The organism is Nocardia sp. 149-1B, from assembly GCF_057747975.1.
Genome location: NZ_CM173233.1, coordinates 1,513,094 through 1,528,261 on the forward strand (window position 1 = coordinate 1,513,094; position 15,168 = coordinate 1,528,261).

At 71.6% G+C, this 15,168-nt stretch carries 15 protein-coding genes; 10 read left to right on the forward strand and 5 right to left on the reverse strand.

Annotated elements, in window-relative coordinates:
- Positions 1 to 22 precede the first annotated feature (22 nt).
- Positions 23 to 922, forward strand: coding sequence for a tyrosine recombinase XerC (locus AC3ANS_RS07240; protein WP_488296449.1), 900 nt, complete (start codon positions 23 to 25; stop codon positions 920 to 922).
- Positions 923 to 958: 36 nt separating this feature from the next.
- Here the strand turns inward: AC3ANS_RS07240 and AC3ANS_RS07245 are convergent, their stop codons facing one another.
- Positions 959 to 1,573 (reverse strand): murein hydrolase activator EnvC family protein, encoded by a 615-nt coding sequence (locus AC3ANS_RS07245; RefSeq protein ID WP_488295484.1) that lies wholly within the window; start codon positions 1,571 to 1,573, stop codon positions 959 to 961.
- 389 nt (positions 1,574 to 1,962) lie between these two features.
- Here AC3ANS_RS07245 and rpsB point away from each other — a divergent pair, with 389 nt between their 5' ends.
- The 9 genes from rpsB (at position 1,963) to AC3ANS_RS07290 (ending at position 9,903) form a co-directional block, all read left to right on the forward strand.
- Positions 1,963 to 2,946: a 30S ribosomal protein S2 gene (gene rpsB, locus AC3ANS_RS07250; protein ID WP_488295485.1), complete on the forward strand. Its 984-nt coding sequence runs from the start codon at positions 1,963 to 1,965 to the stop codon at positions 2,944 to 2,946.
- A gap of 45 nt (positions 2,947 to 2,991) precedes the next feature.
- Entirely contained in the window at positions 2,992 to 3,804 is an 813-nt protein-coding gene (tsf, locus tag AC3ANS_RS07255) for a translation elongation factor Ts (RefSeq protein ID WP_488295486.1), read from the forward strand.
- Positions 3,805 to 3,911: 107 nt separating this feature from the next.
- A complete protein-coding gene (gene pyrH / locus AC3ANS_RS07260; RefSeq protein ID WP_488295487.1) occupies positions 3,912 to 4,625 on the forward strand; it encodes a UMP kinase in 714 nt (237 codons plus the stop codon).
- A gap of 65 nt (positions 4,626 to 4,690) precedes the next feature.
- Positions 4,691 to 5,248, forward strand: a complete 558-nt coding sequence (gene frr, locus AC3ANS_RS07265) for a ribosome recycling factor (protein ID WP_488295488.1) — start codon at positions 4,691 to 4,693, stop codon at positions 5,246 to 5,248.
- Between the two features lie 15 nt (positions 5,249 to 5,263).
- Positions 5,264 to 6,166 carry a phosphatidate cytidylyltransferase gene (locus AC3ANS_RS07270; RefSeq protein WP_488295489.1) on the forward strand — a complete coding sequence of 301 codons (903 nt, stop codon included), beginning with the start codon at positions 5,264 to 5,266 and terminating at the stop codon, positions 6,164 to 6,166.
- A gap of 78 nt (positions 6,167 to 6,244) precedes the next feature.
- A complete protein-coding gene (locus tag AC3ANS_RS07275; protein ID WP_488295490.1) occupies positions 6,245 to 6,616 on the forward strand; it encodes a hypothetical protein in 372 nt (123 codons plus the stop codon).
- Between the two features lie 68 nt (positions 6,617 to 6,684).
- On the forward strand, positions 6,685 to 7,815 hold the full coding sequence (rlmN, locus tag AC3ANS_RS07280; RefSeq protein WP_488295491.1) for a dual-specificity RNA methyltransferase RlmN: 1,131 nt from the start codon (positions 6,685 to 6,687) through the stop codon (positions 7,813 to 7,815).
- On the forward strand, positions 7,812 to 8,603 hold the full coding sequence (locus AC3ANS_RS07285) for a GNAT family N-acetyltransferase (RefSeq protein WP_488295492.1): 792 nt from the start codon (positions 7,812 to 7,814) through the stop codon (positions 8,601 to 8,603). Before rlmN ends, AC3ANS_RS07285 begins: the two co-directional genes overlap by 4 nt.
- 118 nt (positions 8,604 to 8,721) lie before the next feature.
- The gene (locus AC3ANS_RS07290) at positions 8,722 to 9,903 is read left to right on the forward strand and encodes a glycosyltransferase family 4 protein (protein WP_488295493.1); all 1,182 of its coding nucleotides are present in this window, start codon (positions 8,722 to 8,724) and stop codon (positions 9,901 to 9,903) included.
- Between the two features lie 20 nt (positions 9,904 to 9,923).
- On the opposite strand, the gene AC3ANS_RS07295 is transcribed toward AC3ANS_RS07290, so the two are convergent.
- The 4 genes from AC3ANS_RS07295 to AC3ANS_RS07310 form a co-directional block, all read right to left on the reverse strand.
- On the reverse strand, positions 9,924 to 11,552 hold the full coding sequence (locus AC3ANS_RS07295; protein WP_488295494.1) for a TIGR03767 family metallophosphoesterase: 1,629 nt from the start codon (positions 11,550 to 11,552) through the stop codon (positions 9,924 to 9,926).
- Between the two features lie 27 nt (positions 11,553 to 11,579).
- Complete coding sequence (locus tag AC3ANS_RS07300; protein WP_488295495.1) at positions 11,580 to 12,674, reverse strand: LOG family protein; 1,095 nt, start codon at positions 12,672 to 12,674, stop codon at positions 11,580 to 11,582.
- A 20-nt stretch (positions 12,675 to 12,694) separates the two neighbouring features.
- Entirely contained in the window at positions 12,695 to 13,594 is a 900-nt protein-coding gene (locus tag AC3ANS_RS07305) for a serine protein kinase RIO (RefSeq protein ID WP_488295496.1), read from the reverse strand.
- A gap of 182 nt (positions 13,595 to 13,776) precedes the next feature.
- Positions 13,777 to 15,135: an MBL fold metallo-hydrolase gene (locus tag AC3ANS_RS07310; protein ID WP_488295497.1), complete on the reverse strand. Its 1,359-nt coding sequence runs from the start codon at positions 15,133 to 15,135 to the stop codon at positions 13,777 to 13,779.
- Positions 15,136 to 15,168 lie beyond the last annotated feature (33 nt).

The following is a 15,168-nucleotide window of genomic DNA, read 5'->3' on the forward strand; positions in this document are numbered from 1 at the left end:
GCCGGCCGGGCTGCCGGAGGCGATGGCCCGCGTGCTCGGCGAGTACGAGCGGCACCTGGCCGCCGAGCGCGACCTCACCGAGCACACCGTCCGGGCCTACATCGGGGACGTGGCCGGGCTGCTCGAGCACGCGGCCCGCCTCGGTCAGACCCAGGTGGCTGAGCTCGACCTCCGCACCCTGCGCAGCTGGCTGGCCAAGCAGCAGAGCATGGGCCGCTCTCGGACCACCCTCGCCCGGCGCGCGACCGCCGCGCGGGTGTTCACGGCGTGGCTCGTGCGCACGGGTCGATCGACGGTCGACGCGGGCGCGAGCCTCGGGTCCCCGAAGGCACATCGGTCACTGCCTCCGGTGCTGCGCGCCGACGAGGCGGCCGACCTGGTGCGGATCGCCGCGGAGCACGCCGACGACGGCAGCCCGGTCGGGCTGCGCGACGTCGCCATGCTCGAGCTGCTCTACGCCACTGGCATCCGGGTCGGGGAGCTGGTCGGTCTCGACATCGACGACCTCGACCGCGAGCGCAACGTCGTCCGCGTGTTCGGCAAGGGCCGCAAGGAGCGGTCCGTGCCCTTCGGCCGCCCGGCCGCCCGGGCCCTGGACTTCTGGCTCAAGCAGGCGCGGCCGCTGCTCGCGGTCCCCGGCAGCGGAGCCGCGCTGTTCCTCGGGGCTCGGGGCGCTCGGATCGACCAACGGGCGGTCCGCACCGTCGTCCACCGACGCATCGCCGACGTGCCCGGGGCGCCCGACATCGGACCACACGGGCTGCGGCACACCGCCGCGACCCACCTCCTGGAGGGCGGTGCTGACCTTCGTTCGGTGCAGGAGCTGCTGGGCCACGCCTCGCTCGCGACCACCCAGATCTACACCCACGTCAGCACCGACCGGCTCCGCCGGGCCTACCAGCAGGCGCACCCGCGCGCCTGACGGTGGTCGAGGCCGACGTCTCGAGACCCCGGTCGATCACTCGAGCATCAGCCGCAGCACGACAGCGATCGCCGGGACCCACCCGGCGTAGGGCAGCGCGGGTGCGGGTCGAGACGGCGCGACGTACGGACCCTCGACGGGCGAGTCACGCCAGAGCGGCAGCAACCGCACCGGTCCAGCACCCACCAGGCGCAGCGGATCGAGGTACGTCTCACCCTGGATCCAGCCCCAGTGCAGGCATGTCCGGGGCGGGCAGTGGGACCCGATCGGCGAGAGGCGGCCGATCTGGTCGCCCGCCGCGACGGTGGTGCCGATCTCGACCGAGGCGTCGACCGGCTCGTAGGTGGTGCGGGTCGAGCCGTGGTCGACCACCACCACCCCACGCCCGGCGAGCATGCCGGCCCACGAGACGCGGCCGGGCAGCGCGGCGCGCACGGTCTGGCCCGGCGAACCCAGCAGGTCCACCCCACGGTGGCCGGCGCCCCACGGGTCGCTGGGGGGATCGAACCGCGCCACGACCTCGGGCACGGGCGCCAGTGGCCAGACGCCGACCGGGTCGGTCCCATCAGCGCCTGCTGGAGCGCCCGCCAGCACCAGGACCAGCACTGGGGTCAGCAGCGAACCTAGGAGTGACGCGAAGCGGTGGGCCATGCGTCGACCCTGCCGCGAGGCCTCCGCGGTCGTCCCCGCGTGCGGGGCAGACTGGGGACGGCCGCGTCGCCCGCTGCTCTGTGGATGGTGACCGGGCTGGCGATTGGCCGGTCCGCACCGATGTCGACTACCCTGACCGAAGCAATCCTTGCGGATTGACTTCGCACGCTTGCAGACCGCGACGGGCCCTGGAACTCCGAGGTCCCGACCACCCGTGGGCGACGATCCTCAGTCTGTCCGGGCAACCGGACGGTGGGGTCGCGCGCGAGCGTCAGGGCAGCCGACACCCGTCGGGTGCAGAACTGTAAACAACGACTGGGTCCGCCCCGGTCCGGCCTGCTCAAGGCCGGGCGGCAACGAGGCGGGGCCCGACACAACAGGAGATCCACATGGCAGTCGTCACCATGCGCCAGCTGCTCGAGAGCGGCGTGCACTTCGGACACCAGACCCGTCGCTGGAACCCGAAGATGAAGCGCTTCATCATGACCGAGCGCAACGGCATCTACATCATCGACCTGCAGCAGTCGCTGGCCTACATTGACCGGTCGTACGCCTTCGTCAAGGAGACCGTCGCCAAGGGCGGCACGATCATGTTCGTCGGGACGAAGAAGCAGGCCCAGGAGGCGATCGCCGAGCAGGCGACCCGCGTCGGGATGCCCTACGTCAACCAGCGCTGGCTCGGCGGCATGCTCACGAACTTCCAGACCGTGCACCAGCGGATCAACCGTCTCAAGGAGCTCGACGAGATCGACTTCGACGACGTGGCCGGCAGCAGCCGCACCAAGAAGGAGCTGCTGCAGATGCGCCGCGAGCGCGACAAGCTCAACAAGTCGCTCGGTGGTATCCGCGAGATGACGCGGACCCCGGCCGCCGTCTGGATCGTCGACACCAACAAGGAGCACCTGGCCGTCGAGGAGGCGCGCAAGCTGCGCATCCCGATCATCGGGATCCTCGACTCCAACTGCGACCCCGACCTGGTCGACTTCCCGATCCCCGGCAACGACGACGCAATCCGCGCCGTGGGCCTGCTGACCCGCGTGGTCGCCGATGCCGTCGCCGAGGGCCTCATCGCCCGTTCCGGTGTGAAGGCCGGCGAGGGCACCGAGGCCGTGGGTGCCGAGGAGCCGCTGGCCGAGTGGGAGCGCGAGCTCCTGGGCGGCGAGGCCGAGCAGGCCGCCGTCGAGGCCACGGGCGGCGACGCCGCCGAGGCGACCCCGGCCGCTGAGGCGACCGGAGCTGCCAGCGAGGCCGGCGAGGCTGTCGAGGCAGCCGAGGCCGCGACCGACGAGCCGGCAGCCGAGGCCGCGACCGACGAGCCGGCCGCTGAGGCCGTCGAGGCTCCCGCGGAGCCGGCCGCCGACGTCGAGGCCTGACCCGAGCCCACCGGCTCGTACCCACAACTTCGAGGAAGAAGGACCATGGCGAACATCTCCGCCGCCGACGTCAAGAAGCTCCGCGAGCTCACCGGCGCCGGCATGATGGACTGCAAGAAGGCCCTGGACGAGGCCGACGGCGACTTCGAGAAGGCCGCCGAGCTGATCCGCATCAAGCTGGGCAAGAAGATGGCCGAGCGGGGCGCCGAGCGTGAGGCGTCGGCCGGCCTGGTCGTCACCTCCGGTGGCGCGCTCGTCGAGCTGAACTGCGAGACGGACTTCGTCGCCAAGGGTGATGACTTCGTGGCCGCCGCGCAGCAGATCGCCGACGCCGCCAACGAGGCGAAGGCCGGCGACGCCGAGACGCTCAAGGCGGTCAAGCTCGGTGACAAGACCGTCGGGGAGGTCGTCGAGAACCTCGCGATCACCATCGGCGAGAAGATCGAGCTCGGCCGGGTGGCCTACTTCGAGGGGGCCGTCGTCGCGTACATGCACAAGCGCGCCGCCGACCTGCCGCCCGCTGTCGGCGTCCTCGTGGAGTACGACGGTGCCGAGGCCGGCGCCCGGGGCGCCGCGATGCAGATCGCGGCCATGCGCCCGCAGTACCTCACCCGCGAGGAGGTGCCCGCCGGCATCGTCGCCAAGGAGCGAGAGATCGCCGAGGCGACCTCTCGCGAGGAGGGCAAGCCCGAGCAGGCCATCGCCAAGATCACCGAGGGTCGGCTCAACGGCTTCTTCAAGGACGTCGTGCTCCTCGAGCAGCCGTCGGTCACCGAGAACAAGAAGACCGTCAAGGCCGTGCTCGACGAGGCCGGCACCACCCTCAAGCGATTTGCCCGCTTCGAGGTCGGCGCCTGACCCGATAGGTTCTAGCCAGACGTAACGAGCGAGGAGGCCGGTTCGATGACAGCGACCCTGATCATCGGACCGGCCTTCTCGCGTCCCGCCCACTCGAGGAGCAGCCTGTGACCGGATACAAGCGCGTCCTGCTGAAGCTGTCGGGCGAGATGTTCGGCGGCGGTGAGGTCGGCGTCGACCCCGACGTCGTGCAGACCGTCGCGCGCGAGATCGCCGGTGTCGTCACCGCCGGGGTCCAGATCGCCATCGTCACCGGTGGCGGCAACTTCTTCCGCGGCGCCGAGCTGCAGCAGCGCGGCATGGACCGCGTCCGCGCCGACTACATGGGCATGCTCGGCATCGTGATGAACTGCCTGGCGCTCCAGGACTTCCTGGAGAAGCTGGGCGTCGAGACCCGCGTCCAGACCGCGATCACGATGGGGCAGGTGGCCGAGCCCTACATCCCGCGGCGCGCCATCCGGCACATGGAGAAGGGGCGCGTGGTGATCTTCGGCGCCGGCATGGGCATGCCGTTCTTCTCCACCGACACCGTCGCGGTCCAACGTGCGCTCGAGAGCAAGTGCGACGTCGTGCTCGTCGCCAAGAACGGCGTCGACGGCGTCTACACCGCCGATCCCCACCTCGATCCCACGGCGACCAAGTTCGACGACCTGACCTACGACGAGGCGATCGCCCGGGGGCTGCGGATCATGGACCAGACGGCGTTCGCGCTGTGCGGGGAGAACAAGCTCCCGATGGTCGTTTTCGGCATGGAGCCGGAGGGCAACATCCTGCGGGTCGTCCATGGTGAGAGGATTGGGACGCTCGTGAGCGCAGGCTGACAGCCCGCGGCGACTCCCACTCACAGCACGACGACGAGCACCGACCAGCAACGCTAGGAGCACCCGTGATCAACGACATCCTCCACGAAGCCGACGGCAAGATGAACAAGTCGGTCGAGGCGACACGCGAGGAGTTCGCGGCGATCCGCGCCGGCCGGGTCAGCCCGAGCATGTTCAACAAGATCGTCGTCGACTACTACGGCTCGCCGACCCCGCTGCAGCAGCTCGCGACGTTCACCGCACCCGAGGCCCGGATCATCCTGATCGCGCCCTACGACCAGAGCGCGATGCAGAACGTCCTCAAGGCCATCCGTGACTCCGACCTGGGTGTCAACCCGGCCGACGACGGCAAGGTGATCCGCTGCGTGTTCCCTGAGCTCACCGAGGAGCGGCGCAAGGAGTACATCAAGATCGCCCGTACCAAGGCCGAGGACGGGCGCGTCGCGGTCCGCAACGTGCGCCGCACCGCCAAGCAGCACCTCGAGAAGCTCGAGAAGGACGGGGAGGTCGGCAAGGACGACCTCACCGGAGCCGAGAAGCGGCTCGACGGCATGACCAAGAAGCACACCGACGTGATCGACGAGCTGCTCAAGCACAAGGAGGCCGAGCTGCTCGAGGTCTGAGCAGTCGGAACCCCCATGCCCGACGCTCCGTCCGCGATGCCGCACGCCAGCCCCTCGCCCGTCCCGCCGGCTGCCAAGGACCACGGTCGCGCCGGCCGCGACCTCCGCGCTGCCGTGGCGTCTGCCGTCGTGCTCCTGGCCGCGATCGCACTCTCGTTGCTGTTCTGGAAGACCGCGTTCATGGTCATCGTCGCGACGGCGGTCGTCGTCGCCATCTGGGAGCTGCACCGAGGCTTCCGCGCGAAGGGCATCGACCTGCCCGAGCAGCCGTTGATGGCCGGCGGCGTCGTCATGGTCGTGGTCGCCTACTTCTGGGGTGCGCCCGCGCTGGTGACCGCGACCGCAGTGACCGCGCTGGTCATCATGCTGTGGCTGTTGCGGCGCGGCGTGGAGGGCTACGTCCAGAACGCCACCGCGGCGGTGTTCATCCTGGTCTACGTCCCGTTCCTCGGGTCGTTCGTGACGCTGCTGCTCTCCGAGGGCGGCGGCGCCAACGCGTCGGGGTTCCACGACGCGGGCGTGCAGGGGATCGTCACGTTCGTCGGCGTCACCATCGCCTCCGACATCGGTGGGTACGTCGCCGGAGTGCTCTTCGGGCGGCACCCGATGGCGCCGGTGATCTCCCCGAAGAAGTCGTGGGAGGGGTTCGCGGGCTCGTTGGTGTTCTGCCTGGCCGCCGGGTGGGCGCTCGTGGTCTACATGCTCGACGGCGACTGGTGGGTCGGCGTCCTCCTGGGCCTGATCGCCGTGGTGATGGCAACCCTCGGTGACCTGTGCGAGTCCGTCATCAAGCGCGACCTCGGCATCAAGGACATGAGCCAGGTCATCCCGGGCCACGGTGGCCTGATGGACCGGCTCGACTCGCTGCTCGCCACGATCGCACCGATCTGGCTGCTGCTGCACTACCTCGTGTACTGACCGGGCCCGATCTCGACCCTGGGCCGCCCTCGGCATGCCGGACGGGATCGTGGTCGATCCGGCCGTAGAGTCGCCTTGATGTCGACCGATCCGGACACCACCGAGAACACCAGCCCACAGCCGGCGCCCGCCCCCGCGCGCCAGCCCGACTGGTGGCACCGTGACCACCCCACGTTCACCTCGCTCGTCGGGTTCTTCACGGGGCTGGCGTTCGTGATCGTGGTGCCCGGCCTGTTCGCGGCCATCCTGGGCTGGATCTTCGAGTACCACCGGGCCGAGGACCTCTTCCCGCTGGTCCTGGTGACGCTGGTGGTCCCGATCGGGCTGGTGATCGCCCCCCGCACCCGGCGCTTCGGCCGGTACATGCTGGTCGGCATGGCGGTCACCGCGCTGGTGGTCGGCGGTGTCAGCGCGGTCGTGCTCTGGTACCTCGTCACCTACCAGAGCTGACCTCCGGACCTGATCGCGCAGCCGGCGAATCGTCCGCCCACCCACCCGAATGGGATGATCGAGGTCTGATGTCCGACTCCGAGCGCACCTCCCTGCCCCTGGTCTTCGACGAGCCGCGCGGCCGCAAGAAGCCGCCGCGCCACCTCGCCGACCTCGCACCGGACGAGCGGACGGCGTACGCGAAGGAGCTCGGGCTGCCCGGCTTCCGCGCCAAGCAGCTCTCGACCCACTACTTCGCCCGGCTGGTCGACGACCCCGCCGAGATGACGGACCTGCCGGCCGGCCAGCGCGCCGAGCTCGTCGAGGCTCTCCTGCCCGAGCTGATGACCCCGCTGCGGACGATGGAGGCCGACCGCGGCACCACCCGCAAGACGCTGTGGCGGCTCTTCGACGGGGCCCTGGTCGAGTCGGTGCTGATGCGCTACCCCGACCGCGCCACGATGTGCGTCTCGAGCCAGGCCGGCTGCGGCATGGCGTGCCCCTTCTGCGCGACCGGCCAGGGCGGGTTGCAGCGCAACATGTCGACCGCCGAGATCGTGGAGCAGGTCGTCGCAGGTGCGCGGGCCCTGGCCCGCGACGAGGTGCCCGGTGGTCCCGGACGCGTGTCCAACGTCGTGTTCATGGGCATGGGGGAGCCGCTGGCCAACTACAAGGCCGTGATCGGCGCCGTACGCCGGCTCACCGAGCCGACGCCCGACGGGCTCGGGATGAGTGCCCGCGGCATCACCGTGTCCACCGTCGGTCTGGTGCCGCGGATGCGCCAGCTCGCCGAGGAGGGCATCCCGGTCACGCTGGCGTTGTCGCTCCACGCTCCCGACGACGAGCTGCGCAACGAGCTGGTGCCGATCAACACCCGGTTCTCGGTCGCCGAGACCGTCGAGGCCGCTTGGAACTACGCCCACACGACCAAGCGCCGGGTCTCGATCGAGTACGCCATGATGCGCGGCATCAACGACCAGGCCTGGCGCGCCGACCTGCTCGGCGACGTCCTCCGGGGCTACGGCGACTGGGGCTGGGTGCACGTCAACCTGATCCCGCTCAACCCCACCCCGGGATCGAAGTGGACGGCCTCCGACCCGGCCGACGAGCGCGAGTTCGTCCGCCGCCTCGAGGCCAAGGGCATCCCGACCACGGTGCGTGACACCCGCGGCCGCGAGATCGACGGCGCCTGCGGTCAGCTGGCGGCCACCGAGGCATGAGGCCGTCGCCCGCGGAGGTGGCCGCCGCGAGCGACGACTGGGTCTGGATCCCGGAGAGCTCGACAGTGATCGAGACCCACGAGTACCTCCTCGTGCGCTACCCCGACTGGTTCGAGGAGCCGCTGGTGCTCAACCGGCTGCGGCCCCGCCGCCCGTCCGAGGTCGTCCTCGACGAGGCGCTCGACCGCGCGGCCGGGTTCGGGCTGCCGGAGGTCCTGTGCTGGGTGCGTCCCGACGCCCACCCCGGGCTCGAGCACGCGCTGGCGGGGCGCGGCAGGCTCGCGGAGACCGTGGACGTGCTCGCCCGTGGCGTGCCGGCCGCCGACGTACCCGATCTGCCCGCCCCGGCCGCCCGGCTCCGCTGGGTGACCGACGTCGCGACCCTGCGCGACTTCGAGGCGATCGGCGCCGAGGTCTTCGGGGGATCGCCGCCCCCGGAGGAGCTCCGCGAGCACGAGGCGGCGAGGGCGGCCCTGTCCTTCGCCACGGGTGCCGTGGCCCGGGTCGTGGCCTACCTGGGCGACGTCCCGGTCGGGGCGGCGGGAGTGTCGGTGGCCGAGAGCGTGGCCCGGCTGTGGGGTGGCGGCGTGCGCGAGCCGTACCGCCGGCGCGGCGTCTACCGCTCGATGCTGGACGCTCGCCTGGCCTGGAGCCGGGAGCACGGCGCGCAGCTGGCCCTGGTGAAGGGCCGGGCCGACACCTCGGCCCCGATCCTGCGCCGGGCGGGGTTCTGGTCGTACGGCGCGGAGCACTCCTACCGCGTGCCGCTGGCGGGGCGCTCCGGCTGACGGAGCGCGTGACGACCGCCACGAGGCATTCACGTGACGTTCGTGTCGGTATCGACACCTGTTCCGGGGTGATCGGCAACGTCTGAGGTGGCAGACATCGCCTCGGAAAGGTTGCGCCATGCGACTCCGTCAGCACCACTCCGAGCTCGCCCGGCTTCCCCAGCCCCCGACCGACCGGCTCCGTGTCCTGGTCGTCTCGGAGTCGTTCCTCCCGCAGGTCAACGGCGTCACCAACTCCGTGCGCCGGGTGCTCGAGCACCTGGCCGCCGAGGGTCATCACGCCGAGCTCGTGGCGCCCACCGGGCCGCCGGCGTACGCGGGCTTTCCCGTCGTCCGTGCTCGCGGGGCCAGCCTGCCGTTCTACCGCGACTTCCGGATCGGCCTGGAGTCGAAGGCGCGGCTGCGGGCGGTGATGCAGCGGTTCCGTCCCGACGTCGTGCACGTCGCCTCACCGGCGACACTCGGCCACCAGGCGGTCCGCGCCGCCGAGGAGCTGGGCATCCCGACCGTGGCGATCTACCAGACCGACCTCGTCGGCTTCGCCGAGCGCTACGACATCGCCGGCGGGCCGCGGGCGATGGCCTACCTCACCCGTCGCATCCACCACGGGGTGGACCGGACGCTCGCGCCGTCCTCGACGAGCATGGCCCAGCTCGCCGACCTCGGCATCCGGGGGACGGCGCTGTGGCCGCGCGGCGTCGACCTCCAGCAGTTCCACCCGGTGCACCGGTCCCCGGAGCTGCGGCAGCGGATCGCTCCCGACGGTCGACTGCTGATCGGGTACGTCGGGCGCCTGGCTCCCGAGAAGGAGCTGGACCTCCTCACCTGTCTCGCCGACGATCCGCGCTACGCGCTGGTGCTCGTCGGCGGCGGCCCCGAGGAGCGGCGGCTGCGGACCCTCCTGCCCGGGGCCTCGTTCCTCGGCGTGCTCCATGGCGAGGAGCTGGGCCGGTTGTACGCGTCGCTCGACGTGTTCGTGCACACCGGCCGCCACGAGACCTACTGCCAGTCCGCCCAGGAGGCGCTGGCCTCCGGCGTGCCGGTGGTCGCACCGCGGGCCGGCGGCCCGGTCGACGTGGTGGCAGACGGCGTGGCCGGGTTCCTCTACGAGCCGGGCAGCCGGGCCGAGCTGATGGCGTACGTCGACGCGCTCGCCTCCGACCGGCTGTTCCGTCGGCGTACGGGCCTGGCGGCGCGCCGCAGCGTCGCGACCCGCTCGTGGAACGGGGTCAACGAGGCGCTCGTGGCGCACTACCGGGACGTGATCGCGGCCCGGGCGGGCCACCGTCAGGCGGCCTGAGCCCGGACCCGGGCTGAGACCTACCGCAGGAAGCGCGGCGCCCGGACAACCAGCTCGACGTTGCGGGCGTTGCGCGCGCCGCGACGGTCGTGGTCGCGCTCCTGCCAGTCGTTGGCGGCCAGCTCGCGGGAGAGGGCGGCCAGCTGCAGCGGCTGGTCGAGCTGGCTCTCCTCCCACGTGGCGGGTGCCGCGTGGTCGAGCATCGTGGTGAAGATCGAGAGGGTGCCGTCCTGGTTGTTGGCGATCTCGACGATCCGGCCCTGCTGCGGCCAGTCGATGTGGGAGGCGGTGTTGACCTCCCAGAAGCCGTTGAGGATCTCGCCGCCCTGCTTGCGGACGTGCGCCTTGATGTTGTTGGTGTGGGTGTGGCCGTTGACCCAGGCGATCACGTTGTCGTGCTTGAGCAGCTCCTTGACCAGCGCCGTGCCCAGGACGCGCTTGCCGGGGTCGACCGTGCCGGTCAGGTCGTTGACCATGCTCCACGACGGGTGGTGGCTGGAGAACACCAGCAGCTTGCGCTTCGAGGTCGCGAGGAGGTCCTTGATCCAGGCGAACTGGGTCTGGCTGAGCGAGCCCTCGTCGCCGCCGTTGGCGTTGACGGTGTCCATCACCACGAACCGGACCCGACCCCGGTCGAAGGTGTAGTACGCCGTGCCCTCGTCGAGGTTCTGCTGGGTGTAGCCGTGGCCGACCGGCAGACCGGTCGTGGTGAAGTGCTCGGTCACGATCTCGGCGGTGCTGAGCTCGCGCCGGTTCGGGTCGGGCGTGACGGCTCGTGACTTCACGCCGACCGTCTTGGTGGATGAGGTCGCCCGGGCCTGGCTGGAGGCATCGGGGTGGTTGTTGCCCTGCACGAGCTTGTCGTGGTTGCCCATCACGCTGAACCACGGGATGTCGAGACCCGTCGCGTCGAACGGCGCTCGCGCCTTGGCGAGCAGCCCGGCGATCGCGGGGAAGCCGTACTTCGCGCGGGCGTCGTCGTCGGTCTTGCCGGCGGGCGTGCCTTCGGGGTGCCAGAACATCACGTCGTACAGCGACGGGTCGGAGTCGGTGACGCTCTCGGTCTTGGTGTGGTCTCCCGAGTCGGGCTGGATCGTCCCGCCGTCGAGGACGTCGATGTTCCAGCGCACCTCGTTGTACTGCGCGTTGTCGGCGTTGTCGCCGGTCTGCAACGTGAAGGCGATGGGTCGCCCGGTCGCTGGTCCGGTCTTCACGGCGTTGATGCCCTGCACCATCGCCTCCGCGACGTGCAGCGTGAGGAACTCCTGGGGCCGGTACGCCGAGCTGCTGAACGACTCGGCGTTCTCCACCCGCATCGGCGACTCGGTGTCGACGATGTGGACGTCGCTCACCTGGGCGAACGCGACCAGCGGACGGCGGCGGCCGGCCCGGCCGCTCTTCGGCTTGGTGCCGAGGTCGGTGCGCACGAGCCAAGACTCTCCGGCGGCGGTGACGACGGGGCGGTAGCCACCGGCCCCGGCCGTGCCGCGGACCAGGACGTTGGCGCGGGTGGTCGTCGCCCGGGCTGCGCGCGCGGCGGGACCGGTGCCGGCGACTGCCTCGGCGGAGAGCCCACCCAGGCCTCCGAGTGCGGCGGCGCCACCCACAGCGGCGGCGGAACGGAAGAGGTCGCGACGGGAGATCTGCATCGCGTCAATCTAGGCTCCGGGTCGCGTTCACGTCCCCGAAACAAGCAGGTTCGCGGCGTCCGGCCACGAGTCGACCAGGTGCACGTGGTCCTCCATGGGTCGGCCGCGCGCGAGGGCTCGCAGCAACGGCCAGGCGGGCAGCTCCTCGGTCCAGTAGCGCACGCCCACCAGGACCATCGGGGCGACCGAGGACTCGTCCGCGTAGAAGTTCTCGCACGCGTCCTGGAAGATCTCCTGGACCGTCCCGCCGAACCCGGGCAGGAACACGATCCCGGCATCGCAGATCTCCAGCAACGTGGCCTCGCGGGTGGAGTTGCGGAAGTACTTCGCGATCGCGGACGCGAACACGTTGGGCGGTTCGTGCCCGTAGTGCCAGGTGGGGATGCCGAGCGACTCGGCGCCACCGGGGAACCGGGTCAGGACCTCGAAGGCCCGGTCGACCCACGCCCCCACCGAGGGACGGTACGACGGCACCGCGGCCAGGAGCGCCAGGGCCTCGTCGAGCGCGGTGGCGGCATCGGGGCGGCCCGCCAGCCACGCCCCGAGGTTCGCGGCCTCCATCGCTCCGGGGCCGCCGCCGGTGGCGACGACGAGCGAGCGGCCGAGTGCGGCGCCGAGGCGGGCAGCGTCGGCGTACCCGGGATCGCGGCGGTCCGCGGTGTGGCGGCCCATCACGCCCACGAGCCGGCGTCCCACGAGCCATGACTCGAGCGCCTCGTCGATCGCGTGGTCGTGCAACGCCCGGGCCAGGGCCTTGTCGCGGGTCGAGGGTCGCTGCGACCACGCGTAGGCGCGGGCGTCGAGCGTGTCGGCGTAGCCGGGCTCGTCGTACAGCTCCTCGGGCGTGTAGAGCATGGTCCGGGCCGTGTCCACCGGCGCGTGCGGGGTCGCCGGCAGGACCAGTGCCCCCGCGGCGCGCGCCATCGCCTCGTCGCCGGGCGCGAACGTGCAGCCCAGGAACGTCGCCCCCGCCAGCCGGGCACCCGCCAGGACGTCGTGCCGAGCGGTCAGGTCGACGCCACGGACCCGCCAGCCGCGCAGCGTGGTCGCCCCCGCGGCCAGCCGTCGGTCGAGCTCCGCGAGGGTCTCGACGTGGACGACGCGGCCGCGGGAGCGCTTCACACGGCGACTGTAGAAGAGCGCTAGAAGGCGTGGGCCAGCAGCTCGCCGAACAGGTCGTGCTCGTCGACCTCGAGCCCCCTCGCCTTGAACCACCCGACGACGTTCGTGCAGTCGCGCATCAGGAAGTCCATGCCGGCAGGGTTGCCGACCAGGTCGACCACCTGCGGAAGGTCGATGATCACCAGGCGCTCGCCGGCGGCGAGGATGTTGTACGGCGAGAGGTCGCCATGCACCACGCCGTGCCGGGCGAGCTCGGCCATCGCCGCGCGCAGCTGCTCGTAGTAGGACTCGAGCAGCGGGCGGTCCGGCCGCGTCTGGGCGAGCCGGGGTGCGGTCTCGACCCCGTCCTCGCCCTCCACGGTGATCCACTCCATCAGCAGCTCGGTGCCGTCGAGCTGGACGGGGTAGGGGACCGGCAACCCGAGGCCGTGGCAGCGCACCAGGGCCTCCCACTCGGCCCAGGCCCACTGACCGGCGGCGACGGCCCGGCCGTGCGCGGACTTCTTGGCCATCGCGCGGGCGTCGCGGGTGTTGCGGGTCTTGCGGCCCTCCGTGTACGACGTCGACCGGTGGAACGTGCGGTGGTCCTCGCCGCGGTAGCGCTTGGCCACCATCACGACGGACTGCCCGACCGGGTCGTCGAGCTCGTCGCTGCCGGGGACCGCGCGCTCCAGCAGGAACGCGTCGGCCTCCTTGCCGGTCTTGAGGATGCCGAGCTCGGTGTCGACCGCGGCCTGGGACGTCACCACCCAGGCGGGCCGGGGCTCCGGGCCGCGGCAGAGCGGCTCGACGCTGAGCCAGGTGGACCAGCGCTGGGTGTCGTCGTCGAGATCGTCGTACGCGGTGAAGTCGAAGACGAAGGCGGGGTCGAGATCGGGGTCAGGCAGGTGGTGCGAGAGGTGCGTGAAGTCGTGAGACATCGCGGTGGGTGCTCCAGATGATCGAGAGGACATGGTCTGCGGACAGGCCAAGGACAGTCGTGGACATGTCACGCTCCTCTCGCTCGAGCACCCGGGCACACGCGCCGGACGGCTGGGTCGAGTCTCGGGGCACCCGGGTGGAGACGGCAACCGGTTTTCCGGATCGAGGCCGCGTCACCTGCTCAGGCGGCGACCCCGCCGTCCGCGGTGGTCGAGATCCCCAGCTCGGCGACCCGGTCCCAGCTGTCGTCGACGTGCACGACGTCGCGGCCGTGGCGCTGCAGCACGCTGGCGGCGATGCCGGCGCGGTAGCCGGAGCGGCAGTGCACCCAGAGCTCGCCCGGGGGCAGGGTCGCGGCGGCGAGGTCGACGTCCTGGACGGGGAGGTGCACGGCCCCGGGCAGGTGGCCGGCGTCGTACTCGTCGCGCTGGCGCACGTCGACGATCACCCGCGGCTCGCGGTGCTCGCGGAACTCGGTCCAGTCCGCCCGCCGGAACGTCGCGGTCAGCCGGTCGGCGTCGGCGAGGACGTGGGTGGCCGGCCCGTCGATGCCGATCGCGGCGAGGTCGCGCAGCGCGGAGGCGATCGGCTGCGGTGCGTCGCAGAGCAGCACGAGGTCGTCGTCCCACGGCACGAGCCACCCGACGTACGTCGCGAACTGGGTGCCGTACTCGACGCTGATCGTGCCCGGCAGATGGCCCTCGGCGAACGCGTCGCGACGGCGCAGGTCGACGACCCAGGCGCCGGCGAGCACGGCGTCGGTGACCTCCTCGGCGGTGACCGGCCGGCCGGGACGGGGCACCGCACGGCCGGCCCCGGCTCGGTTCAGGGGCGCCATGTGGCCGTAGTAGCGGGGGATCGGGCCGAACCCGGCGACCAGGTCGGCGACGAACCGCTCCCGGTTCGTGATCAGGGCCGGGTTGCTGTGCAGCTGGTCGCCGATCGTGCTCGCGCCCGTCGGCCCTGCCGTCGAGGTGCCGGCACAGAAGCTGCCGAACCCGTGGGTCGGGTGCAGGAGCGTGGTGGGGTCCAGGGCGCCGAGGCGGCGCGCGCTGGCCCACTGGTGGCGGGCCAGGTCGTGGGCGAGCCGCTCGTCGACGAGGTCGGTGCGCCCGACCGTGCCGTGCAGCAGGCTGCCGCCGCTGAAGAGGGCGTCGGGCACGCCGGGCCGGCCGGGCTCACGGGCGAGGAACGACTGGTGGTGACGGGTGTGCCCGGGGGTGGCGAGCACGGTGACCTCGAGCCGGCCCACGGAGACGACGTCCCCGTCGCGGACGCCGACGCGCTCGAACTCGACCGGCTCTCCAGCCGCGAGGAGGTAGTCGGCGCCGTGTCGACGGGCGAGGCCGAGCGCACCGGAGACGTAGTCGTTGTGGACGTGGGTGTCGGCCACGTGGCTGATCTCGACCCCGGCCGCCTCCGCCGCCCGCTCGACCAGCGCGACGTCGCGCGGTGGGTCCACGACCAGCGCCTGGGAGCCGTCGTGGACGAGGTGGCACCGGTTGCCGAGCTCGGGGATGTCCAGCGTGACGACCTGCATGGCTTCCGTCCTATCTAAAGTGCATTGAATTAC